This window comes from Shewanella sp. ISS20, from assembly GCF_056522965.1.
The window spans coordinates 3,543,861-3,568,442 of the sequence record NZ_JAWRZK010000001.1; the positions used below are offsets into that span (position 1 = coordinate 3,543,861).

Sequence of the window (24,582 nt, forward strand, 5' to 3'; positions counted from 1 at the left end):
TGTTTGGCGTTTAGTTGAGCTTATATTTTAGCTAAGGTTGAACACTTAGGAAGCATTATCAGTATGGTGAAAAACGCAATGTATTAAGGTTGTTTTAATATATGGATAGGAGGTGGTTCTAGTTATTTTGGTTTTAATCAATGCTTTCAAGCATTAATGAATAAAATGCTATCTAACTAAAGCTATAGCCTAATGCTTACAGGCATTGTTGGGGCAGCTAATAATAATTAACGTGTTGTCTTGCCGGGCAAGGGGTTTAATCTGCAATTAATGGTTAATAAAAAAGCTAATGCTGCCTGAGTGTGATTGTCTTTGAATAATTACTAGAAATGTGACTTACGTAATATGTGATTTTTATGGCTCTAGGTATAATTGTCCGCGCAATATTCTACATACTAGCCAAATAATAAGAACTCATTATGAAACTCTTTAATGTCAAACATTGTATTAAGCAATGTCTTATGACGGTTATTCTTGTTTGTGTGTCACACAGCGTCAGTGCTCGCGATCTGGAAGAAGTCAAAAAGGCAGGTATGCTGCGTCATTTAGGCATTCCTTACGCTAATTTTGTTTTTCGTTTCAGTGAAGACGATCAAGTTAGCTACAGTGGTTTAGATATCGAGTTGATGCAGGGGTTTGCTAAGTATATTGGCGTTGATTATCAATTTATTGCCGCGAATTGGGGCAATGTGTTTGGCAAGCTCACCGGCCAACATGGAAAATTCATCAATCATCAGGTCAAGCTTGGCCACAGACAGGAAATTGAAGGTGATGTTATGGCTCATGGTGTGACCATACTCGATTGGCGCCAGCAACTGGTTGATTTCTCTGATGATTATTTTCCATCAACCGTATGGCTGGTGGCCAAAACCTATTCTGACTTAACGCCTATCACACCCACAGGCTTACTCAAAAGTGACATAGTGAAGGTCAAGGGCTTGCTCTACGATAAAAATGTATTGGCAATGAAGCAATCGTGCTTAGACCCTGATCTTTATAATCTGCATGAAAGCAAAGTTAACATCATTTGGCCGACTCAAGAATTGCAGTTAAATGAAATGGTGCCCGCCATGCTCAATGGTGAAGCAGAAGCGACCCTATTAGATTTGGCCGACTCTTTAATTGCACTACAAAAATGGCCTAACCAAATTAAAGTCATAGGCCCCATTTCTGAAGAACAGCGCATGGGCGTGGGATTTAGAAAAGATTCTCCATACTTAAGGCAAGCATTTAATGATTACTTACAACAAATCCGTCGAGATGGCACTTATTTAGCCTTGGTTGAAAAGTATTACCCAAGTGTATTTAATTATTACGAAAACTACTTCGAATCAGTCATAGAAAAATCAAATAATGAACATTAAAAAATGGTTGAATAGTCGCACGGCTATTATTGGCGCAGGCATGTTATTAACAGCGTACTTAATGTTGATCCTCGCCGTTGCCAATTTAGGTCAAAGTAAATTACAAACATCGCAAAGCAGCATGATGCAGCTTAAAATTAATAGCTATGCGAATAATTTAAGTTTGTTTTTTGATGCTAATGCAACCAACCTGGCTAATTTTGCTGATGATAGTGTTATTAACACTTATTTTTCTAATCGCGCTGCCGGTATGTCGCTGCAGTATGGCTTGGGTTCAAGTTTATTTGAGTTGAATAAAGGCTTAGAGCAGTTCATTAGTAGCCGAAAAATAGAAACACTGCCTATTTATGATCGCATCACAGTTATTGGCATTGCTGGCACAGTCATTGTAGATACGCTTGATAATATTCCGTTTGAGTTTGAACCTTTGTCGCTAAAACAGCTCGCGAGTAAGCCGTTTCAAATTCTGGTGTCCTCGCACGACGGCATCCCTGAAATCAAACATGTTCATACCATTTATTATCAATATAAGGCCGTCGGGCTATTGGTTGCTGAAGTTAATAATGACGTGCTTATCCGTCAGTTAACTATGCAAGAGCACCAAGGTTTTGGGAGTCGCTTAAAGTTAGTGACCCCGACAGCTCAATTATTGGTGTGGGATTCTCTTAAACATGATCATCATGGTGACTATTGGGAAACGGATTCACATGCTAAAGAATTAGATAAACATATTTATTTTGAAGAAGTAGTCAGTGGCACGCCATTAAAATTGATTAGCTGGTTTGCGCCATTAAATGAGCAAGAGATATTCACCTCGGCTTGGTTTATTGTCGCTATTTCGCTATTAGCATTGCCTGTGCTCTATGGTTTGAGCATGTTGATGCGAATTAATAATGCCAACATAGTATTGCAAACTGAAGTTGAATTATCAGCCGATCAGCAAATAAAGTTAGCTGAAAAAAATGCCTTATTAAGTAATGAAATCACCAAAAGAATCGAATCTGAAAAGAGGCTGGAATACCAAGCAACTCATGATGAGTTAACTGGGCTAGTGAATCGAACCTACAGTATTCAGCAACTTAATAATGCCATTATTCGTGCTCAGCGTAATAATAATCAGGTATTAGTGGTCTTTTTAGATTTAGATAATTTTAAGCAGATTAACGATACCGTTGGCCATCATGCTGGCGACATTTTATTGCAACAAACCAGTGAGCGCTTACTCAAAGTCGTGCGAGAGAGTGATACTGTGTCACGCTTTGGTGGTGATGAGTTTGTGGTAGTGATACCTGAGCTGCGTAGTCAAGAAATGGCTAAAATCATGGCAATTTCAATTTTGTCGTTATTTGAAAAGCCTTTCGTGATTGATGAACAAGAGTTTTTTATTACTACCAGTATTGGCATGTCAGTGTATCCGCAAGATGGCGACGATGTAGCTGATTTGCTTAAGAAAGCTGATACCGCCTTGTACCGGGTCAAGGAAGCGGGTCGCAACGGCTTTAGCTTTTTTGATGACAGTATGAACAGTGATGTGCTGCGGAAGTTAGCTTTAAATGTGCGTTTGCATCAAGCGCTTAATTACAATCAATTTGAGGTCTATTATCAGCCAATCATTGATTTAACCACGGGTAAAATCATAGGTGCTGAAGCCTTATTGCGTTGGACAGACAGTGTCTTAGGCGTTATTTCACCAGATGAATTTATCCCATTGGCTGAAAAAAATGGCTTAATCCATCGCCTCGGCGAATTTGTACTCGATAAGGCGTGTCATCAAATGGCCGCTTGGCAGCAATTTGGGCCATTAAAAATTGCGGTGAATATCTCAAGTGTGCAATTTCGCTATTGCGAGCAATTACAGGCCAAAATTATTCAAGGGCTAGCGAGTGCGGGCTTACCGGCGCATCGATTGGAAATCGAAGTTACTGAAAGCTTGTTGATGGAGCAAGATCCGCGTTTAGCCGCGATGTTCTCTTATTTCCGCAAGCAAGGGATTGAATTGTCCATTGATGATTTTGGTACTGGCTATTCATCGTTAAGTTACTTGCAAAAATTTGCCTTTGCTAAGTTAAAAATTGATCGCGCCTTTATTGACCGCATGAGCACCAGTGATTCTGATAGAGCGCTAGTGACAGCCATTTTAGCGATGGCCAAAGCCTTAGGCATGAAGGTGGTCGCTGAGGGGATTGAAGCTGAGCATCAAGCAGATTTTCTGCAGCAACAGGGTTGTGAGTTTGGTCAAGGATATTTGTTTAGTCGGCCGCTAGCGGCAAATGAATTTACCGAGCTATTGCGCCAACAGGCGTAATGGCTCGGTAGTTAAGCTATGGCAAGGGATTATGCCATAGTGCGATATAAGCGCTGCAGGGCTTTCGCTAACCCAGTGACATCATCTGGATTGTGGAATAAATGGGTCGACACTCGAATGGCGTGAGTCTTGTGCGTATCATCTGCATGTAACAAGAATGAAATGGTACGAACAATGTAACCGTATTCTTTGTGTAAACGATCGCGGAATTGCAACACTAAATCGCCATCAAACTGATCGTCAAATGGGTTAAAGGTGCTTAAACCACTGGCCAGTTCACGTTCATTAGGGGCAAAGTAATGAGCGTGTGGGAAGTGACGCAGCAACTCATCTTTACACAACTCGCTTAAGTCCAGTACGCGCTTTTCAATCTTATCGCGACCGATATCATCCCACATGTGGCAAGCATCGACTAACGCGCGCTTGGCTGGGTAATTATCTTGGCCAACGGATTGGAAGCGGGCTTGCAGTAGGCTAGATGACGATGATGAGTTAATACACCATAGCGGTGTTGCTCTATCGCTCCAGAATTCTTTTAAACGCTCGGCATTATCGCGTATATATAAAATACCGGTTGCGCCTGGTCCGCACTGCCACTTATGGCCTGCACCTGAATAGAAGTCACAATCAATATCGTGGAAATCTAAGTTGAGCATGCCTGGCGTATGGGCGCCATCAATCAAGGTTGGAATACGGTTTGGAATGGCGACTTCTTGACAGATACGCTTAGCGGGTAAACGGGTACCTGTGGTATAGGTCACGTGAGAGAAAGTGATTAAACGTACGCGGCTACCATACAGCGCCACAGCATCAGCAAAAATATTCACAAAATCATCGGCGCTAATTTCGTGGTCACGAGTATGCACTGGGATAGACAGTTCAATCACTTCAACATCATAACGCTCACGCACTTGCCTCAGTGGTGATAAGGCGCCGCCATGTTCATGGTGTGTGGTTAAAATAATGTCGCCCGCTTCAAATTGCAGACCATTAAGAATTGAGCACATGCCGTCAGTGGTGTTGCGGCTTAACACTAATTCGTGTTGGTCGGCGCCAAAACTATGCGCCACTTGCTTGGCTAAATCGATAGTGGGAATATTGCTCTGCCATGGGTTTTCTGAAATAGCTTCGTTATAGTCTTCAAAGTTCTCAAGTACTTGCTCTGGCATTGAACCTGAGGTACCTACGTTCATGTAAGTGGTGCGTTTATTTAGCACGAACTCTTTGCGTACTTTCTTCCAAAACTTTTCGTTAGCTTGTTGGCCATGGAAACTAGTCGGTTGGCGCTCATTGTCACTGGCCAAGGCGGCCTGAGGAAATGCCAAAGCGCCGACACCTGCTAATGTTAATCCACTGGTAGTTTTTAAAAATCGACGTCGTTCAATATTTGTGTGTTCTTGTTCCATTAAACTTTGATCCATTTCATTCTCGATATTATTGTTAGTAAAAAAATGACATAGGTATAAACCGTCGGCAGTAAGATAACCTTTTGTTAATACTGGTTGTTAAAGATAATAGTGAAATAAGCGGGATGTTGGGAAATTAAACGTAAAAATGTGATCCCAAACCATGTTTGGTTAATTAGTTAGCTGCAATGTATTTAAAACTTTGACGCTCGCCAAAATATTGACTGCGTAAATAGTATGCGATGATACCAAGTCGAGAGTTTAATCGTGAGTATCCAAGCGTAGAAACCATGGTGGCGATATTTGAGTAAACATAAATATGTTGTCCGGACATATATTGTTGTTAGCTTATATAATATGCGCTAACACTTGCTAATTGAATGATAAATATTCAATTACGAGAAATGATTTTAATACCTGCTCCAAAACCAGTGTCTATCTAAACTCTTATATTAGTACCTATGCCAGTTTTATATTGGTTCTGATATTGATTCTGATATTGGTTCCGATATTAATTTCGACATTGGCGTTAATCTAGGTGCCAATATTTATTCATCTATCCATTGGTGCAGGCTTAGCCCTAAGCACCTAAGCCAGATTGCAGATAATAACCGCAAACAGATACAGTGTTAGATTCATTAGCATGGCTGCTACGACATGTTTAGCCGCCTGAGTGAACCAGGGTCATGTGCAAAGTGATGAATGGTCAGTGTCAGTTATCGCTAGGCTAGCCAAGCCTTAAACAACAGGCAAGGGAGTGGCTAATGGCGACATAACTAATGCCAAGGTGCTGTATTAACAGGTACGGTATTAAAAGCTATGGATTTAGAGCGCGCCATTGAAAGCTGCAGCATTAAAAGGTAACTGATTGTTGCTATCACGCCAATTCTATTAATTATTTGGGTGTAATTTGTTAGTATCTTGACCTCAATCAACAAGTTGCGATGCGAATAATGAATAATTATAAAAAATCTTTGCTGGCCCTGAGTCTCAGCCTACTCATAAGTCCAAACCTATTGGCGGAAACCTTTAGCTTTGGCAAAAAGGAGGAAGCGCAAAGCTTAGTTTTGTTTCAAACGGCATCTAGCCCTGTGTATTCATTTACACAGTTGCCACAGTCGACTCAAGAACAACTGATTAAAGCTATGGCGGCCGCCGAGTTTAAGGGCGCCAAAGGCCAAATCGTTGAAGTGTTAGCGCCGGTTGGCGTTGAAGCCGATAGAATTGTGGTGCTGGGTCTTGGTGGTGATGAGCTGAATATTGGTGACATACAGGCGCTCGGCGGAAAGTTGCAGCAACAATTGGCTAAGCTGCCTAAGCAGCAAGTGCAACTCCTGGTGGATGACATCCCCAATGAAGCGCAGTTCGCGGCCAATCTTGCCCATGGCATTGAATTGGCGAGCTATCGCTTTGAGCGCTACAAGCCTTCAACTGCAGCGGTTAAGCATTATCACTTTGTCAGTGATGATACCAAGGCGAGAGATATGCATAGTCAGTTGCAAGCCGTTGAGGCCGGTGTGTTTTTAGCGCGCGATCTAACTAATACGACTGCAGGCGATCTGTACCCTGAAAGCTTTGCCGCAGCGGCGCAAGAGCTTAAGAAGCTTGGGGTAAAAGTCACAGTACTCGATGAAAGCTCATTAATGAAGTCAAACATGGGCGCGTTATTGAGTGTTGGTAAGGGCAGTGATCGCGGGCCGCGCTTAGTGGTGGCGCATTGGCAAGGCAGTAACGATGCGCCAATTGCTTTGGTGGGCAAAGGCATTACTTTTGATTCTGGTGGATACAATATTAAAGCCACGGGGACTTCGATTTCGCACATGAAGTCTGACATGGCGGGCGCTGCCACGATTCTTGGCACAGTTAAAGCCATGGCACTCCAAAAAGCGCCAGTGAATGTCGTGGCCATTATGCCCATGGCAGAAAATATGATTTCAGGGGATGCGTTGCGCCCTGGTGATGTGGTTACCACTGCCGCAGGTAAAACGGTAGAAGTGATGAATACCGACGCAGAAGGTCGATTAGTGTTAGCCGATGCGATTTGGTACGCGCAAGAGAGATATCAACCGCGGGTGATAGTTGATATTGCCACCTTAACAGGGGCTAAAGTCGGAGCCTTAGGGCGAGAATTTGCGGGCATCTTTAGTGATTCAAACCAGTATGTGAATGAACTGACTTTTGCAGGCTCACAAGTGGGTGAGCGTTTATGGCGTTTACCACTTGATAGTAGCTTTGGCGCTGAGCTTGAATCACAGATTGCCGACCTTAAAAATACTGGCGCAGAAGGCAGCGCTGGCGCGTCATCCGCGGCGATGTTTTTAAAGGCTTTTGTCAACGATGGCCAAGATTGGGTGCATCTTGATATTGCCGGAAATGCATTAACTTCCAAGCCGTTAGCGGTTGCCCCTGTTGGCGCAACAGGTTATGGTGTTCGCTTACTTAGCTATTGGTTAACGCAAGCGCAATAATGGCCAAGCCAGAAGATTTAGGCCTGATAGCTATCTGCTGGCAAATGGGTTGCTTAAGCGGTGAGCACACCTCACTTGCCTTAAGTTACTCAATTGTCACGAGTAATCGCCACAACCGATTGCGGCTATAGTTTTTATTCGCTTTAATTGGTTCTGTCGATTGGCTATTATGCTCATCAACGACAGGGCACTAGGTCCTGAACAATAAATTACTTAGTAAATTAAATGGAGATTTACATGACTCAGTCAATCATCAACAGCCTAATCAAGCCTTTCAAAGCCACTGCTTTCCACCATGGTGAATTTGTACCAGTGTCTGAGCAGAACCTGTTAGGCAAGTGGTCTGTAGTATTCTTCTACCCAGCCGATTTTACCTTTGTTTGCCCAACTGAATTAGGCGACATGGCTGATCATTACGAGAAGTTACAAACCATGGGCGTTGAAGTGTATTCAGTGTCAACTGACACTCACTTTACTCACAAAGCGTGGCACGACACTTCTGACACCATCAAGAAAATTCAGTTCCCTATGATTGGTGACCCAACTGGCGCTATCACTCGTAACTTCGGCGTGATGATTGAAGAAGAAGGTTTGGCACTGCGTGGTACCTTCGTAATCAACCCAGAAGGCCAAGTTAAAGTAGCTGAAATCCATGACTTAGGTATTGGTCGCAGCGCTTCTGAATTAGTACGTAAAGTTCAAGCGGCTCAGTATGTAGCAGCTCACGATGGTGAAGTATGTCCTGCTAAATGGCAGCCAGGTGAAGCGACTTTAGCTCCATCGTTAGACTTAGTTGGTAAAATTTAATTTTCCACTAGTTAACTAGATTCATTATTCTCCTAAGGCCCGGATCTCCCCTAACTATCCGGGCTTTTTTTTTCTGTTGTGTATTAGACATTTTCGAATATTAGGAGTCATCATGTTAGATGCGAACTTAAAACAACAACTGCAAACTTATTTACAGAATCTCAAGCGGCCTGTTGAGCTGCTCGTATCGGCTGACGATGCTCCAAAGAGCCTAGAAATCATTAGCTTAGCAGACGATATTGCCTCCTTATCTGCCTTGGTGACAGTTAAACGTGTTACCAGTCAGCGCACGCCGTCAATGCAAGTTATCAGCCCAGACACTGGCAGCAATATTAGCTTTGCTGGTTTACCTATGGGACATGAATTCACCTCGTTAGTGTTAGCACTGCTGCACACGGGTGGTCACCCAATCAAAATTACTGCTGAGCAGATAGCGCAAATCGCGAGTCTGCAAGGCCAATTCAAGTTTGAGACCTACGTGTCTTTAAGCTGCCAAAACTGCCCTGATGTAGTGCAAGCTATCAACATGATGGCGGCGATTAACCCTAACATTACCAACGTGATGATTGATGGTGCCTTGTTCCAAGAGGAAGTGACCGATCGCAACATCATGGCCGTGCCTTCTGTGTATTTAAATGGCGAAATTTTTGCTCAAGGCCGCATTAGCTTGGCAGAAATACTCAACCGTTTAGATAGCGGCGCCGAGGCTCGTCAAGCCGAAGCCTTGTCAGAAAAAGCGCCTTATGAAGTGTTAGTGATTGGCGGCGGCCCAGCTGGCGCATCAGCGGCTATCTATGCCGCACGTAAAGGTCTGCGTACTGGCGTGTTAGCCGATAAGTTCGGTGGCCAAGTATCAGAAACTGTGGGCATTGAAAACTTTATTTCAGTGAAAGCAACCGAAGGCCCTAAGTTAGTCGCCAATCTTGAAGCTCATGTTCGCGAATATGACGTTGATATCATGGACAACCAAAAGGCCGTGTCTTTGAAGCAAGACGGTTTATATCAGGTTGAACTGGCGAACGGCGCAGTACTGAAAACTAAAACCGTATTACTGGCTACCGGCGCCCGCTGGCGCGAAATGAATGTGCCTGGTGAGAAAGAATACCGCGGTAAAGGTGTGGCTTACTGCCCACATTGCGATGGCCCATTATTTAAGGGTAAGCGCGTTGCGGTAATTGGTGGTGGTAACTCAGGTATTGAAGCCGCCATTGATTTAGCCAACATAGTTGAGCATGTGACTGTGCTGGAATTTGATAGCAAGCTGCGCGCCGATGACGTGTTGCAACGTAAAGCCGCCTCTATGGGTAATATCACCATTATTACTCAAGCCATGACTACCGATGTAGTTGGTGATGGTCAGCGCGTTACCGGCTTAAACTATACCGATCGCGCCACCAATGAAAGCCATCATGTGGCCTTAGCCGGTATCTTCGTGCAGATTGGTTTAGTGCCTAACAGTGAATGGTTAAGAGGCACCATTGAGATGACTGCTCGCGGCGAAATTATCGTTGATAATCATGGCCAAACTTCTCTGCCAGGTGTATTTGCGGCAGGCGATGTGACTAATTCTGCTTATAAGCAGATTATTATTGCCATGGGGAGCGGCGCAACAGCATCTTTAGGCGCCTTTGATTATCTTATTCGTAATAGTTAATCAGCGATTCGCTTAACTCAATAAAACCACAAGGCCCATTTAGGGCCTTGTTTGTTTTTGGCGCTTAGATTTTTGGGCTAAAGCGCCTGAATTTTTGCCATAAAAAATGGATTAAACCAAAGAGGTATAAGGTGATTACATAAGGCGCGGTTAACAAAGGCAAGTTCGATTTAAACCAAAGCTCAGCAGTCATCACTAAGCCAAAGGTCATTAGCAAGGCTACTAATGCCCATAGGGATTGCCGCCAACTTGGTATCTAAAACACTTGTCCTATGGCCATAGCGGTTAATACGCAGCTAAATCCTAATAAGCCGTAAGCGTCCGGGCAAGTACATCTTCAGCTTATATCGTTGAACCTCTATCTTAACGACTGACTATTATATCAGGAGTTAATATGGCTAAACGTTCCCATGAAGACTGGGCTGTTTTGATACAACAGCAACCCGCTAGCGGCTTAACGATTACCGCTTTTTGCCGTCAGTATAAGCTTAGTCTTAGCGGATTTTACGCCCGTAAAGCCGATATGACTAAAACAAGCAGTCCAAAGGTTACGCCGTTTGTTCAGGCCACCGTGACCTCGCCGACAGCGATGACGACCCAAGCTCAACCTGGCCCTCCTCAACAAAGTATCTGCTTACAACATCAAACAGGTTTATGGACTTTTCCCTGTTCATTACCCGCAACTTATTTGCTTGATATCATCAAAGGCCTGCAAGCATGTTGATGTTTCGTGAGCTTCCTCGCGTGTACCTGCATCGAGCGCCAGTGGATTTTCGTCAATCAATAAATGGCTTAGCCGTTATCGTTGAGCAACAATTGTCGCTATCAGCCACCGATGGCAGTGTGTTTGTGTTTTGTAATAAAGCCCGTGACAAACTCAAGATTTTGTATTGTGATAACACCGGTTTTGCACTGTGGTACAAGCGCCTAGAGCAGGCTAAATTCAAGTGGCCAACTCAAAGCGAAGATGAGTGTATGCGCTTATCTGAGCAGCAGTTTCATTGGCTACTTTCAGGATTTGACGTATTAGGCCATCAGCATATTAAGGGCTTGAGTTACAGTTAATTGATCGCCATTACGTATGCTGTTTCCCATAATTAGATCACTGTTCCACCCTTATCTAAGGAGCGTTTTGGTACAATCACACCATGAAATTAAGCCCTGAAAACCTACCCAACGACGTTGATTTACTTAAGCAATTATTGCTTGAGACGTTGGCGGCTAACGATAAGGCTCTCGCGTTAAAAGAGGCGGAAATCGCGGCGCTCAAACAATCGGTGCAACGGTTACTTGAGCAATTTAGGTTAGCCCAGCAAAAGCGTTTTGGTGCCAGCAGTGAAAGCCATGATTATCAAGGTGAGTTGTTTAACGAAGTTGAAGTCACGGTTGATGAGCCCGCTGAATTAACGGCAGATGCTGATGTGTCAGTACCGTCTAAACAACGGGCCAAGCGTAAATTATTGCCTAAAGACCTGCCGCGAGAAATTATTATCCATGACATCAGTGATGAAGATAAGCAGTGTGATTGCTGTGGACATCAGCTGGCGTTAATGGGCCAAGATAGCAGCGAGAAGCTTCAGTTTATTCCGGCACAAATCAGTGTGATTGAACACGTTAGATTAAAATACAGCTGCAAGCATTGCGAAACGCAAGGCACTCAGGCCAATATCAAACAAGCGCCGGTGCCAGCCAGCCCTATTCCTAAAAGCTTTGCCACGGCAAGTCTATTAAGCCAACTTATTACTAGCAAATACCAATATGCGTTACCACTGTACCGGCAAGAAACCTTGTTCAAGCAACATGGTATCGCCTTAAGTCGGCAAACCATGGCAGATTGGATGATGAAATCGGCCGCGCTGTTTAAACCCTTATATGATTTACTGCACCAGCATTTGTTAACACAAGAAGTCATCCATGTGGACGAAACCACGCTCAACGTGATTAACGATGAGCGGGTAAAATCCTATATGTGGGTGTATTGCGCTGGTGCGGATGGACCAAGCACTGAGCCTAGATATCAAGGTTTACGCAGCATTGTACTGTACGACTATCAAGACGGTAGCCGTGCGAGCTCGTACGTGAGTCATTTTCTTGCCACCGAGCAAACGGTGTTTAATGGTTATTTACAGGTCGATGGTTACGCAGCTTACCAGCAGGTAAGTCATAAACTTGTGGGCTGTTGGGCTTAGTCTCCTGAGTCGCTCTACCTCCTGCATCCATGCAGTCGTGGGCACACGCGCGGCGTAAGTTCAAAGAAGCGATAGTGGCACAAGGAAAAAACAAAACAGGCAAAGTCAGTAAAGCAGATATGGCACTGAGCATGATAGCCAAGCTGTACCGGATTGAAACGCAAATACAATCACTGAGTTTACAGGAACGGCTGTATTTTAGGCGCACGCACTCAGCTGCCCAACTGGCGTTATTTAAGCAATGGCTGGATAAATCAGCGCAGCAAGTGTCAAAGCAAAGCCCTCTAGGCCAAGCCATCCATTACAGCCTCAATCAATGGTCAAAGCTGAGTCTTTATACAGAAGACGGCCGACTGAATATCGACAACAACCGTGCCGAACGCGCAGTAAAACCGTTTGTGATAGGGCGTAAGAACTGGCTGTTTAACCACAACCATCGTGGTGCTGAGGCGAGTGCTATTTTATACAGCATCATAGAAACGGCCAAGGCAAATGGGCTAACGCCATTCGATTACATTGAACACTGTTTAGAGCAATTATCTCACCCTCACTGCGACCTCAATAGCCTCTTACCTTGGCAGGTTGATCTAGGCAAGGTGTAGATCACCGGACGTTTACAATAAGCCTGATGTCATGGCTGGCGTTATGCCGGTGACGTTAAAGGCAAGAAGTAAAGCGGCGCTTGAGCCCAGTATTGCTGCTAGGGCGGCGCGTTTATCAGCCAGCAGTATTGCGAGCCAAATCATGGCGCCACTTATGGGATTATTAAGTAGCATCACCTGCGCAATATTATTAAAGAGGGTGGATATACATGCTGCCATTAATTGCGACATGTTTATCTGAGTGATGGTATCTGCGACTGAATCGCCAGTTACGGCTGGCGTGATAGCGGGCATTAAGTGCAAGCCATCAGCTAATAGCAAAGCTAACCAAGTAGTTAGTACAAAGGGTCCCGTGGATGCGGCAATAGCCAATGGCCGCTGACTGCGTGTAAAGAGGGCGGTAAGTTCAGTGCTAACGATAGCGCTAAGGATAAGATAGCCCCAGAGAGTCGGGCTAGGTTGCAGAAAAGTCGTTAAGACTAAACCTATGAGCGCGCCATTAAAGCCATACAGGCCTGAAATAACCATATCGCCATCAAAGCGGCGAAAATTGGCATAACTGTTAGCGACTAAGGTTGCGATAAGCGCGCCAAATAAAAGCAGCCAATGATGGTTGAGCCAAGCGTTATAGCTAATCGCCAATAAAAATAGCAACCCAGTCACAGGTTGCTTAATAAAGAAAATCTGGCTCACGCTAACAAGCGTAGTGGTTTAAAAATGACGAGACATATTGGCTGCGGCTCAGGTTTGGCTATGTGTTTGCGGTACTTATTGATTGTGGCGCTTATTGTTTTGGAACTGGGTTTTGGTATTTCTGTTGTGATTTAGCTTTTACTGCGGTGAATTGGGCGGTTGTTTTGAGTTACTAAGGCGGTTAGCCATAGTTAGCCCCAGCCATACGGCAATAAATCCAAGCACTAAGCTAATAATGACATAACAGAGTGACACTAACATGCCGCCAGGTTGCATGCTTTCGTGCGCCACGCCATAGGCAAAGCTTGAAAAGGTCGACATACCGCCAAGCGCGCCTGTGCCAAACAGTAAGATGACATCATCGGATAAGTTTTTTAAGCGATGGTGGGCGGTGGCAAGCCCTAGCAGAAAAGCGGCAATCACGTTTGCCACCAGAATATCTAGCGGAAAACCGTTATGCATACTTGGGATCAGCAGCATAATAAATTCTCGCACCATAGCGCCAAAAGCGCCGCCAAGAAAAACCAAAATCATAGTGCTGTACATAGTGCCTCCCTAAATACTCGCAAGCGCAATGCCTAAAAATGCCGCTATTACCCCAGCCACTGTCGATAGCAACAGATACCCTAACGCTTTAGCCATGTGACCTGCTTCAACGTATTTAAGGGCGTCCATTTGCATTGAGCTAAACGTGGTATAACCGCCTAAAATACCTGTGATGATCAAGGCATTAAGCGGCTCGCCGAATCGCGATTGCCAGTGGATACTCATAAGTACCGACAAGAAAGCAATCACAAAGGCGCCGGTGATATTGAGGCCAAAAGTCGCTATGGGGAAACTAGAAGAAAAGCGCGCCGCAACCCACTTACCGACTAGCCAACGTATTACAGTCCCTATGCCGCCACCTATCCCTACCCACATCACATCTAACGCAGTCATAGTGTGCTCCAACATCGATTAGGCTTGCCTTTGTTTTGCTTATTACCGTTAATTAATCGGCATGAGTAAAATTACTTGTGCGCGCGAATGTGTTTTAGCGGCTTACACTCAATTTGGGATTTTAGTATCGACTAAGGCTTTAGCATCAAGGGCGCGGCACTGCTCATCACTTTTACCGTATTGAATCAAAGTGGCTTCATCGCCTTTGGTCCAAAGGGTTAAATTTTGAGCCTCATATTTAGCGCCAGAGGCAGCGCGAGTTAGCATTGCTATTAGCTGCTCATCACTTTGGCCTTTAGGTAATAGATTGATAACGGCGGCTGGCACTTCAGTGTCATTGTAAAAGTACACTTCCAGTTGGGCTTGATTGCATTGGTAAAATACCGGCGCCGGTACCACGACTTTGCCGCCGGCAATTTGCAATTCAGTGATGCGGCTTTGGTAGCTATCGTTAATGCACTGACCTAAGTTATCGCTTTTCCAGCAGTCGTTGCGGCCTTTAACCCAACCGCGCTGAATCGCTTCGGCGGTTGATTGCTCGGCGCCTTTAAGTTGACTGAGTAAGTGGCTAAAACTGTCATTGAGCTTGCTATCTAATTGCCGTAATTCAGGATGTTGGCAAATATAATCTTCAACAGCCCCTTGAGCTTTACTGCAATCAAATGCGGCGGCATTAGCATTAACACTACATAGTAGGCTGGTTGCGATAAGCGCGATAGATGAAACGGATTTGAGCATTGCACACTTCCTTAAAGGGGAGGGATAGTTCTTTAGACTAGCAAACGGCCGTTATAATGCAATCGCCCTTTAAGAGCCTAAAAAGATAAAAATTAAGGTATTTTTATCTTTGACTTTGCTCAATAAGTGCGCGTGTTTATTGAGCGTGCGCCCAAGCTTAAGGCCGACTTTGGCGCCTCGTTGGAGTATTGCGCGCTTTATCAGTAAACTTAAGTATTATAATTTTGCCGACAAGATGGGTAAGTTCATGAAAAATAGAACATTAATATTTTTAGTTTGGCTTATGAGTGCCTGGGCTTATGCTGATGATGCCTTGCCACTGCCACCAGAATTGCTGGCAATGCCAGTCACTAATGCCCAAATGCTCGCAGGTGGCGCCGCCATGAATGAGTATTTTACACAGCTAAATTATCAACTTCCCTTAGCTTCGAGCAATTTAGTTCCGCCAATATTAACCAAGAATTTACCTGAAAATTCACGCCGGTTATCAACAACCAAGGCGGATTTAGGTTTTATTCAGTTAATTTTGCCAAGCGTCATAGCAGTCAATGATCAACTGTTACTGGTGCGCCAAGCATTAGTTGACTTACAGCAGCGCGCTGGCGATTACACACCCGATGAGCAGGCGTGGCTGCAAAAATTAGCTCAGCATTACGGCTTGCAGCAGGTTGATATAAAACAGCTACTGAATCATGTGAATAGCTTGCCTATTGGTATGGTGCTCGCGCAAGCCATAGATGAAAGTGGCTGGGGGCGCAGCCGTTTTGCACGCCAAGGGGACGCTATATTTGGTGAGCATCTACCTCGGGGCTGGCCGCATTATATTTCAACCGATCATGGCCGCATCAAATTGGCGGCATATAACACTGTTTATCAAGGCGTTGCTGCTTACATGTATAACATTAATACCCAAGTGAGTTATGCCGAGCTGCGACGATTACGCGCTGAATATTCAGCGCGAGGCGGCGCGACTGGGTATCAATTGGTGGATGGTTTACAGCATTACTCGATTCGCGGCTGGCACTATGCGAATGATCTTAAAGCTTTAATAAGACACCATCATTTAGATAGTTATAACAAGGCTAAATTATCGAGTCATCAATGGCAGTGGATTGAATTTAGTCGCTAGAGGTAGTGCTAGGGTAAGTGAATGATTAACAGCCCCGTGGGGCTGTTAACTGTGAACTTAGAAGGTGGCTTAGTTAGGCGCGGGTGTTAATGTTTTGGCCGACACTGGCGGATGGCGGGCTTGGCGCTGGCGCATCGGCCGCGGCAATCAAATCCATAACGATCTTGCCTTCGGCTTGCTGTTGCTCCTTACCCATTTGCGCCACTTTGCTGATGTGAGCCACAGTGTTGTTTTGGCTTATGCTGCTAATATCTGCCATTGTCTATTCCTTAGGTTGTCTTACCGATAAGCGGTATCTAGCTTATCGGCGGCTTTGCCATTAAGTTTAGTGGCATTTACTCACGTATTCACGCCAGCCTCAAACGCATCATTGGTCCTTAACGAGCAAGCTTAGTTATTACAGTTAACGAGTGAACTTAGCTCGCCATTTTCGCAGCCAGATAATGCTACACGTCAGGGATATTGCGCCAATAATGAGGCCAATAGCGAGCACAGGATTTTGCATTGACGTCGGGTCAAACACCAACATGCTGCCTAAACCTAGCATCATAATTCCAGACATCAGCTTTAGACCTTCGCCTTCTTTCTCGCTGAGCTTACGTTTGCCTAAGGTTAAGCTAAATACAATCACAATGACGGCCAGTGGTATCACATACACTAAGTTATAAAGCACTAAGTATAAGTAGCGCTCAAGGCTACTTAAGTCATGCATGCTGAGCACGCTGGTATAAATCATAGGAAAGCCTGCAGTACATAACAGCTCATAGGCATTGGCTAAAATGGCAAGCACAGTAGTGCCGACTATCATGGCGCCTAATGAGGTAGCGCTGGATAATTTACCCATGCGTTTAATCAGGCCCGTGCGGTTATTGGCGGACATAGATAAGCTAATTTTTCCTTTCTGACCGAAGAATTCTTTGATATTGATAACGCCAGCCACCAAGGCCAATAAGCCTGCAATTAAAATTATGGTGCCGCCATCACCGCCGGCGCCAAGCAGCTCAAAAATATTGAGCCAAGCAATCATGAATAAAAAATAAATAAAGCCAGAGAAGAACACAAAAATCCCGCCGACTAACAACATGCGTGCGCGGCTTTTGGCGTTAACCATGATTGAGAGTAAAAACAACAACACAAAGAAGGCGCAAGGGTTAAAAGCATCGACCCCCGCTAATGCCACTGTGAGTAGTGGCAGCGATAAGGTCTCTGGAGCGATAGTACCAATAAAAGGAATAGTCACAGGTTGCACTGAGGTAATAGCTGGGGCGTCGCAGCTACCTGCGCCGGCAAGGCTATTTTGGCTGCAAGTGGCAAATAGCGGGGCTTCATTAGTACCTGAGGTTTGCTCTATGACCGCAGGCGATAGCATATTATCTTGGCTAATAGTGCCGCCCGCCGCTTGATAACATTGGCGTAATTGCTGCTCAATAAAGGCGCCCGAGACTTCATCGCTCGAGTAACCCACGCTTGATTGGCCGCAGAACGCAAAAAAGGGAACCGAGGTAGTTTTTTGTCCAGTAGCTTCAGCCACTTGTTGCCATAAGGCCAAGGCGCCAGGGTCGGTCACTTTATACGATTGCAGCGCTAGCCAAGGGTAATGAGCCGCTAACTTATCTACAAATGGATGGGCTTTAGCGCAATGTGGGCAAGTTTGTGACCAGAAAAAATAGACGGGAATAGTGACTTGGCCTTTGGCATCCGTCTGTTGCCACGCTAGGGTGTCAGCTGAGCTAGTTCCGCTGAAGATAGCCATGATGGCAACTAACAAAAAGGTATAAATGTTCCGCATAATAAAACCGTAATAACTTTATTTTCATAACGTTAGATTACGCTTATCAGTGAGGCAGCTCATCTTGCTATTAAGGAAATGTTAGCTAGCTCCAAATTGTCAGAATTAATCATCTGCGAGGGAACTTATTCCGCCAGCGATATGTCAGGCGCTAATGCTGGGCACCAATACAATTGAACGCTGCGCTCTTGGGTGTTTTTCACCGTTAAAATTCGGCTAATAATCGGGGCATTAAAAGCCTGAGTGGTGAGGTAGTGTTTGATGCGCTCAATGCGGCGCTGGGCGAGCCACTTGTTATAGTCTTTTAGTTTTTCATCGCTGGTGTCTAGGCCGGCTGAAAATTGCAGTAATAAATAACCATCGGCGCTAGCTTTACTGGCCGTCGGGCTATTGACTTGATTTAACAGTTGTTGCCCTTGGCCAGAAAAATAGGAACTGTTGATACTAAATTCGACTTCGCCAAGATGCTCGCCATTAAGGCAAGAGGCATTGGCTGACATGGCCACACAAGCCAATAAAACAGAAAAGATGCGCATAGTTATTATCGTTATAAGCATTAAAGCCGATTAATCTAAGGCAAAGCTTACTTAAATGCAAACCAGATTATTAGCGCTAAAGCTAACGCTTGATGATGGCGCCGCAGTTAAGTTTTCGCGACTAAAAAACGGCAGTATAAGCTAAAGCCTGTTACAGTTAATTCAGTGAGTTAGCGGCTGTAAACGCGGCATTAAGGAGAAGGTTATGTTGGATGTGCTGGTCATTGGCGGCGGGATCACAGGCGTTGGTATAGCGCAGGCTGCGGCGGCTGCTGGATATTCTGTGGCCTTATGGGAGCGCGACGAGATAGCAAGCGGCACCTCATCGCATTCCAGTAAGTTAATTCATGGCGGCCTCAGGTATTTAGAATCCGGTCAGTTATCCTTAGTGCGGCGCTGCCTGCAAGCGCGGCGACAATTACTGCAATTAGCCCCAAGCCTAGTTAAGCCAGTCCCTTTTTATATTCCGATTTATAGGGACAGTCAGCGCGGCCTGATGACCTTAACCGCGGGTTTAGGCTTATATGCCTTATTGGCTCAAGGGGATGCGCTGGCGAAATTCACTAAAGTGAAATTGAATGAAACAGATGATCATCAAGGCCTAAATCAGCATAACTTACGCCATATGCTGCAATATTGGGACGCACAAACCGATGACAAGGCGTTGACATTAGCAGTGGCGGCGGACGCTGAAAAACTTGGCGCAGACATACATCAACATAGACAAGTCGTTGAAATTTATCATGGCGCGCGCGTGTGCCAAGTGTGCTATAGCGACCCTTTAGGGAATGAAGGCAGTGTGCGTGCAAGTATGGTGATTAATGCCGCCGGCCCTTGGGCCAATGATTTATTAGAACATGTTACCCCTAAACAACTGCCGCCGGCGGTCGATTGGGTGCAAGGCTCGCATCTTTGGTTAGATATTCCGGCGCCCCCTGGGGTGTATTATTTGCAATCTCAGCTCGATGAGCGACTGTTTTTTGTGATGCCTTGGCAGGGTAAAACCTTAGTGGGAACGACCGAAGTACCATTAGCTGTGATGCCGCCGCAGCCGCAAATCACTCCGGCAGAGCAAGAATATTTACTGACTAACTATCATCATTATTTTTCAGATCATAACCGCGCGAGTTTAGCAGGATTAATCCTTGGCCATTTTTGCGGCGTGCGCGCTTTACCTAAAAATGAAGGCAGCGCCTTTAGTCGCCCGCGTGACACCTTGTTAGTGCAGCAAGCTAATAGCCCAAGGCTAGTGAGTATTTATGGTGGCAAATTAACTGAGTTTATGCCGATAGCTGCCGATACATTGGCGCTGATTAAGACGCAGCTTGGCAAACGCAGCGCTATTACTGATGTGAATACCCGCGTTATTGATAGTGTTGCCGCAGATTTTTTTACTCGCCGCACCAGTAGCGCTGGAGTGACAGTAAGCAACGATAGTGCTGATGGCATAGTTCAAGAGCTTGCTATCTAGCGGGCCGTGTTAGCTATAAAGACGATATAAAGGCTAATGATTAGATATAAAAAAAGCGCGATATAAACTATCGCGCTTTTTTATTACCAACAGAGGCAGCTATTAAGCTGTTAACTCATAAAATTTGAGCTTACAGGGCGTAAAAGCTGATGCTGTTTTGGCCTTCTTTGGCATTTACTACGGCCAATTGACCATTAACCAGTGCCATGGCTTGTGGGTTAGACGTCGCCGTTAAGTTGATAGCTTCTACCACTTGGTTATCGCGGTTCATCACTAATACTTGCTCACCTGAACGGCTCAGCAGGTAGATGTTAGTGCTATCCAAAGCGATACCAGTTACTTGTGGTAACGTATTGCCATCAAAACCAATCACGGCTTCGCTGTTTAACTTAAGATCGTTAGCGCTCATGCGAGTCACGACTAAGTTATTGCGGGCAGCCACTGGCAAGGTCACCATCAGGTATTCTTGCTTGTCAGCATCATAACCAATGTCACCTATATAGTTGAACTTGGCGCGAGTGGTTTCAAAGCGGCCGCGACGTAATTCTTTCACGCCATCGGTACCAGCCATAAAGTTGGCATAGTAATTAGCAATCTTAGCGCTTGGATCGTAAGCCACGCGAGCATAGCTCTTGTGATCGGCAGTCACAATCACGCTGTTATCACCATCAAAAGCCACACCAGCTAAGTTTGAGATTTCAGTTGAGAAGGCCGCGTCAATTTTTACTTGCGCCAAAATAGTATTCAAATCGGTAGATAAGAAATACACCCAGTTATCACTGGTGACTAAGGCATATAAACCTGAACTTGCTTGATAAGAAATACCAGTAACAACGCCTTCAATGGCCGCAGGCAAGCTTAATTGTTGGCTAGCAGATAGCGACTTATCGCTGTTCATTTTGGTCGCCATATCGCTAGTCATAGCGGCAAAGTCTGGCTTTTCAATGGTATAAGCACCACGAACAGACAACTTAGATGGGCTCGGCCAGTTAGCCGTTGACCAAATGATGTTGTCGCTATTAAAGCTCATGCGCACCGGATCGCTCTGACCAATGAATGGGAACGGGCCAGTTTGGGTGAAGGCTTGCACTATGTTGAAGGCAATGATCACTAAGAAAGTGTTGATGGTTACCTTGTTAAACAGGCTCCATGGCGCCGGCTTGTCGCTCAGCTTGTCACCTTGCAGCAGCAATAATGCGCCAGCGAACAATAAGATAATGGCAAATACTACAATTACCCATACATAGGTATGTACGCCGAAAATGGCAGGACCAAAGCCTTGGCCAATATCGCGGATAATGTGGTTTGAGCTGTGGCGATAGCCAGCCCATAAACCGTAGACGGCAGTTAAGATCAACGCGCCTATATATTTAGGCTTAAGGCCGTAGCGCATGATGAATAAGGCAATCAAGGACACCAGTACCATGGCGGTACGCTCTTGCCAGCATAAAATACATGGGGTATCACCCATGCCAAAGCCTAAAATGATACAGGCAATACCCACAGGGAAAGCGATTAAGACCAGTGCTGCGAAGGACACTATACGATTTAATATAATTTCGTTCATGATGAGTTCCCTTACAGATTACCAGCCGGGACTAACATGCCCCAAGTCGCGATTAACCAAATGAAAAGACTTAATAAGATACTGATAGTCAATAAAATATGAGCCAGCTTTTGTTTTTGTGGTTTTAAGGCGACTAGCAGTGCTGTCACAAAAATAATGCAAAATAATAGAAACTCCACGGTTCTCTCCGTTGCAAGGTTAATGGCTAGAAAATGGCTAACACCCAATGGCCAGTGCCTAGTAATAAATGTCGACCGTGCTGTATTAAATTAATTTCACGGCGCAACCATGTAGCTAAATTAGCAGGATGCTAACTACCAAAATGGGGGGGATGTCGCATAACCCTAAAGTAGTAGTTGGTGTTTTGCGTAAACTGTGAAGAATAATTTCAAACGATGCAAAAGTGTGAGTTGTTGCGGCTTGCGTTTAATATTAGCGTGATCAAACACGGTTTTTGGCGGGGTGAAGCAAGGTAAAACTGTTGATTTCGGCCTGCAATAACTTAAGTAATGCTAAAGCGTTAAGATCGCCTTGTTTAATCATGGCCTCAAGCTGACCATGGACTTGCTGATGGTGGCGGGCAATATAGGGATAAAATAATCGTGACTTGCTCAAATGTGCCAAACGTGTTTCGGCTTTGGCAATTAAGCTAATGGTGGCTTGTAGTTCTTTGCGACCTTCAGCGCTTGCTAACTCATGGGCGCGAGATTGTAATCTAGTCAGTAAGCGCAGCATTAAATTACTGCTGTAACTGCACACTAGCATGGACTCAATGATGCGAGTATTGCGATTGGGTTCAGCCAAATAGCCTTGCCATAAATCAAATAGATTGACGTCATTACTCACGCAAGTATTAAGGCTCGCGGTTAATTGTGCTTGGTGGTTGTTATCGCTGGCATCTAGCATCCCTTGTAATTGAGTTAACAATTGCTGATATCCCACTAAGGTTAAGTGCAACTGCTTAGGGAAGTCATGCTTGTGCCAACCTGGCGCTATGATAATTACCCAGACAAGCGGCAATAAAATCCCTAGTAAGGTATTTTCAAGGCGCGGCAATAAGATGATGTCGCCTTCGCCATTCAGGGAAAACCCGCAAAATACAAATAAGGTCACGCAGCAAACTGCCACCGCATAATGGCGCGCAGAAGTATGAAAAAATAGCGTAGCAGCTAAGCAAAACACCCAAGGCAGCAGCCCCATAGGCGCCTGCCATTTAAGCATAACAGCCACTAACAATAAGCCTGCCATAGTGCCAATAAAGCGGTCTAACAATCGCTTCCATGTCATAGCCACATTAGGTTTTAGCACTAATAAGCTCGTCATTAAGGTCCAAAAGCCAAACTCTAAATCAAAGGTGCGCACCAGTATTAAGCCTGAAGCCAAGCATAAGGCGCCGCGAATGGCATGGCGAAACACGTTTGATTGCCAGTGACATTGATGAATAAATTTCTGCCATTGATTTTGCCAATTATTGCTGCTGACTTGCGGCTGGTAATGGCTTGGCGTGTGATAATTTGCCCCCGGCTCGCGCTGAGTTAATAAATTGATAATGAGGGCGAGTTGCTCAATAAAGTTTTTTGCTAATTGCAGCTCAGCCTGCAAATCAGCCATAGCTTGTGGATTAAGTTGGGCGTTTATAAGAGCTGCCTGCTGACGCGCCGCCCAAAGTTGCAACCCATGAATATCTATGGCTTCAAGCGGGCGCTTATCATGAGTGGCGCCGCGACTGATGTAATCGGCAATCGCGCTGCAAGCTTTATGCATTTGCGCCAGTTGCACTGGGTATTGGCTTCTAAATTCAATCGATGGAATAAAGTCCAGCAGGCGGCTATGTTCCGCCAGCATAGCGGCGAGATCTAACTGACTTTGCAACTGAGTTAAGGCGAGGTTTATTTCGCCCGCACTCATTTTTTGATAGAGGCGATGGCTTAATTCATTAAACGATTGCGTAAAGCGTGAACGCGCCTTGGCGGTATCGATAAAGACCTTAGGCCCGAAGCGAGTTGCGCTACTGCCTAGCTTGGCATGGGTCTGTTGGCTTGGGTATTCATTGAGTGGCGCGGCATGGGCCTGATATTTTTTGGCCAGCTGACGATAGACATCAAACAATAAATCTTTGTCTTGCTGATGGGGGAACACTAAGCTTGCCAACCCTTGCCACAATCCATACCAGAGCGCGCCGAGGGCTAACATCAGTGGAATATGCCAAGGCGCTTGCTTGGCTGAATATAAAATCATGGCGTAAATGCCGAGCAAAATACTGGCAAACCCCAGAGCGCCTAAGCGTGGCGATAAGGCGGCTAGCATTAATAAGCCAAAGCTGCTGAGGGCGAGATAAGCCACAAACACTAAGGTGTGGGGAAAGAGTAAAGTGACTGCCAGCGCCGCGAAAAAAAATACCACTATGGCAAGGGAGATATCACGATATCTATGGCGAGTTAAGGTAGCGCTATCGGCTAAACCGCAAGCAATTGACCCAAGCGACGCCGCTATGCCTAAGGTCACTTGGTTTATATAAAACAGCGGCAATGTACACGAAATAAAACTCAATGCGGCGACATTGGCGCGAATATTCATGCTGTAGCGCCATAATGCCGGCTGCTTGAATGACGATAACCAGTCGCGAAACTTATGCATAGTTGAGTTATCTCAGTGAGTTAGTCTATTTACTTTAGCCGCAAATGCTTAGTGGGCGGGCAAGTTTTTTGTAACTATTGCTGCGATGATTGCTGCATGGTACCGATTTACAGAGTCTTAAGCGTCAATGGGGGCGGTATCGCAACTCATTTCGCTAGTTGTGTCTCTCTTGCTTCCCTCTTGTTTGTATTTTAGTTGTCAATCGGCCCATCCCGCCTCAAAGCTTATTAGTAACAATTGCGTTACTAGCTAAACAAATAGCATGGCTCGCCAGTGTAAAAGATGATA

Annotated in this window: 19 protein-coding genes and 2 pseudogenes; 10 read left to right on the top strand and 11 right to left on the bottom strand. The window is 45.1% G+C overall.

The window, feature by feature from the left end; all coding sequences use genetic code 11:
• The first annotated feature begins 461 nt into the window (after positions 1–461).
• Both AC1HDP_RS16140 and AC1HDP_RS16145 read left to right on the top strand, forming a co-directional pair.
• On the top strand, positions 462–1,364 hold the full coding sequence (locus AC1HDP_RS16140) for a transporter substrate-binding domain-containing protein (RefSeq protein WP_479639524.1): 903 nt from the start codon (positions 462–464) through the stop codon (positions 1,362–1,364).
• Positions 1,354–3,669: a putative bifunctional diguanylate cyclase/phosphodiesterase gene (locus AC1HDP_RS16145; protein ID WP_479639525.1), complete on the top strand. Its 2,316-nt coding sequence runs from the start codon at positions 1,354–1,356 to the stop codon at positions 3,667–3,669. Before AC1HDP_RS16140 ends, AC1HDP_RS16145 begins: the two co-directional genes overlap by 11 nt.
• 29 nt (positions 3,670–3,698) lie before the next feature.
• On the opposite strand, the gene AC1HDP_RS16150 is transcribed toward AC1HDP_RS16145, so the two are convergent.
• The gene (locus tag AC1HDP_RS16150; RefSeq protein WP_479639526.1) at positions 3,699–5,090 is read right to left on the bottom strand and encodes an aminotransferase class V-fold PLP-dependent enzyme; all 1,392 of its coding nucleotides are present in this window, start codon (positions 5,088–5,090) and stop codon (positions 3,699–3,701) included.
• A gap of 938 nt (positions 5,091–6,028) precedes the next feature.
• Here AC1HDP_RS16150 and AC1HDP_RS16155 point away from each other — a divergent pair.
• The 6 genes and pseudogenes from AC1HDP_RS16155 (at position 6,029) to tnpC (ending at position 12,795) form a co-directional block, all read left to right on the top strand.
• The gene (locus AC1HDP_RS16155; RefSeq protein WP_479639527.1) at positions 6,029–7,543 is read left to right on the top strand and encodes a leucyl aminopeptidase; all 1,515 of its coding nucleotides are present in this window, start codon (positions 6,029–6,031) and stop codon (positions 7,541–7,543) included.
• A gap of 237 nt (positions 7,544–7,780) precedes the next feature.
• On the top strand, positions 7,781–8,350 hold the full coding sequence (gene ahpC / locus AC1HDP_RS16160; RefSeq protein ID WP_479639528.1) for an alkyl hydroperoxide reductase subunit C: 570 nt from the start codon (positions 7,781–7,783) through the stop codon (positions 8,348–8,350).
• 112 nt (positions 8,351–8,462) lie between these two features.
• The gene (gene ahpF, locus AC1HDP_RS16165; RefSeq protein ID WP_479639529.1) at positions 8,463–10,004 is read left to right on the top strand and encodes an alkyl hydroperoxide reductase subunit F; all 1,542 of its coding nucleotides are present in this window, start codon (positions 8,463–8,465) and stop codon (positions 10,002–10,004) included.
• Between the two features lie 394 nt (positions 10,005–10,398).
• Complete coding sequence (gene tnpA, locus AC1HDP_RS16170; protein WP_479639530.1) at positions 10,399–10,728, top strand: IS66 family insertion sequence element accessory protein TnpA; 330 nt, start codon at positions 10,399–10,401, stop codon at positions 10,726–10,728.
• Positions 10,722–11,069 carry an IS66 family insertion sequence element accessory protein TnpB gene (tnpB, locus tag AC1HDP_RS16175; protein WP_479639531.1) on the top strand — a complete coding sequence of 116 codons (348 nt, stop codon included), beginning with the start codon at positions 10,722–10,724 and terminating at the stop codon, positions 11,067–11,069. Before tnpA ends, tnpB begins: the two co-directional genes overlap by 7 nt.
• Positions 11,070–11,152: 83 nt before the next feature.
• A pseudogene (gene tnpC / locus AC1HDP_RS16180) lies at positions 11,153–12,795 on the top strand (IS66 family transposase).
• Between the two features lie 12 nt (positions 12,796–12,807).
• On the opposite strand, the pseudogene AC1HDP_RS16185 reads toward tnpC, so the two are convergent.
• The 4 genes and pseudogenes from AC1HDP_RS16185 to AC1HDP_RS16200 form a co-directional block, all read right to left on the bottom strand.
• Positions 12,808–13,491 (bottom strand): annotated as a pseudogene (locus AC1HDP_RS16185) (urea transporter); the annotation flags it as partial.
• A 135-nt stretch (positions 13,492–13,626) separates the two neighbouring features.
• Positions 13,627–14,034: a CrcB family protein gene (locus AC1HDP_RS16190; protein ID WP_479639532.1), complete on the bottom strand. Its 408-nt coding sequence runs from the start codon at positions 14,032–14,034 to the stop codon at positions 13,627–13,629.
• 9 nt (positions 14,035–14,043) lie between these two features.
• Positions 14,044–14,427, bottom strand: a complete 384-nt coding sequence (gene crcB, locus AC1HDP_RS16195; RefSeq protein ID WP_479639533.1) for a fluoride efflux transporter CrcB — start codon at positions 14,425–14,427, stop codon at positions 14,044–14,046.
• A 108-nt stretch (positions 14,428–14,535) separates the two neighbouring features.
• On the bottom strand, positions 14,536–15,165 hold the full coding sequence (locus AC1HDP_RS16200; protein ID WP_479639534.1) for an MliC family protein: 630 nt from the start codon (positions 15,163–15,165) through the stop codon (positions 14,536–14,538).
• A 247-nt stretch (positions 15,166–15,412) separates the two neighbouring features.
• Here AC1HDP_RS16200 and AC1HDP_RS16205 point away from each other — a divergent pair, with 247 nt between their 5' ends.
• A complete protein-coding gene (locus AC1HDP_RS16205; RefSeq protein ID WP_479639535.1) occupies positions 15,413–16,294 on the top strand; it encodes a glucosaminidase domain-containing protein in 882 nt (293 codons plus the stop codon).
• A 73-nt stretch (positions 16,295–16,367) separates the two neighbouring features.
• On the opposite strand, the gene AC1HDP_RS16210 is transcribed toward AC1HDP_RS16205, so the two are convergent.
• The 3 genes from AC1HDP_RS16210 to AC1HDP_RS16220 all read right to left on the bottom strand — a co-directional run bounded on the left by AC1HDP_RS16210 (position 16,368) and on the right by AC1HDP_RS16220 (position 18,619).
• The gene (locus tag AC1HDP_RS16210) at positions 16,368–16,553 is read right to left on the bottom strand and encodes a cytoplasmic protein (RefSeq protein WP_479639536.1); all 186 of its coding nucleotides are present in this window, start codon (positions 16,551–16,553) and stop codon (positions 16,368–16,370) included.
• Positions 16,554–16,697: 144 nt separating this feature from the next.
• A complete protein-coding gene (locus AC1HDP_RS16215; RefSeq protein WP_479639537.1) occupies positions 16,698–18,083 on the bottom strand; it encodes a cytochrome C biosynthesis protein in 1,386 nt (461 codons plus the stop codon).
• Positions 18,084–18,208: 125 nt separating this feature from the next.
• Entirely contained in the window at positions 18,209–18,619 is a 411-nt protein-coding gene (locus tag AC1HDP_RS16220; protein ID WP_479639538.1) for a hypothetical protein, read from the bottom strand.
• A gap of 205 nt (positions 18,620–18,824) precedes the next feature.
• On the opposite strand from AC1HDP_RS16220, the gene AC1HDP_RS16225 reads away from it, so the two are divergent.
• Positions 18,825–20,090 carry a glycerol-3-phosphate dehydrogenase/oxidase gene (locus AC1HDP_RS16225; protein ID WP_479639539.1) on the top strand — a complete coding sequence of 422 codons (1,266 nt, stop codon included), beginning with the start codon at positions 18,825–18,827 and terminating at the stop codon, positions 20,088–20,090.
• A gap of 130 nt (positions 20,091–20,220) precedes the next feature.
• Here the strand turns inward: AC1HDP_RS16225 and AC1HDP_RS16230 are convergent, their stop codons facing one another.
• The 3 genes from AC1HDP_RS16230 to AC1HDP_RS16240 form a co-directional block, all read right to left on the bottom strand.
• Positions 20,221–21,657, bottom strand: coding sequence for a disulfide bond formation protein B (locus AC1HDP_RS16230; protein ID WP_479639540.1), 1,437 nt, complete (start codon positions 21,655–21,657; stop codon positions 20,221–20,223).
• An 11-nt stretch (positions 21,658–21,668) separates the two neighbouring features.
• Complete coding sequence (locus AC1HDP_RS16235) at positions 21,669–21,836, bottom strand: hypothetical protein (protein ID WP_479639541.1); 168 nt, start codon at positions 21,834–21,836, stop codon at positions 21,669–21,671.
• Positions 21,837–22,098: 262 nt separating this feature from the next.
• Positions 22,099–24,294, bottom strand: a complete 2,196-nt coding sequence (locus AC1HDP_RS16240; RefSeq protein WP_479639542.1) for an FUSC family membrane protein — start codon at positions 24,292–24,294, stop codon at positions 22,099–22,101.
• Positions 24,295–24,582 lie beyond the last annotated feature (288 nt).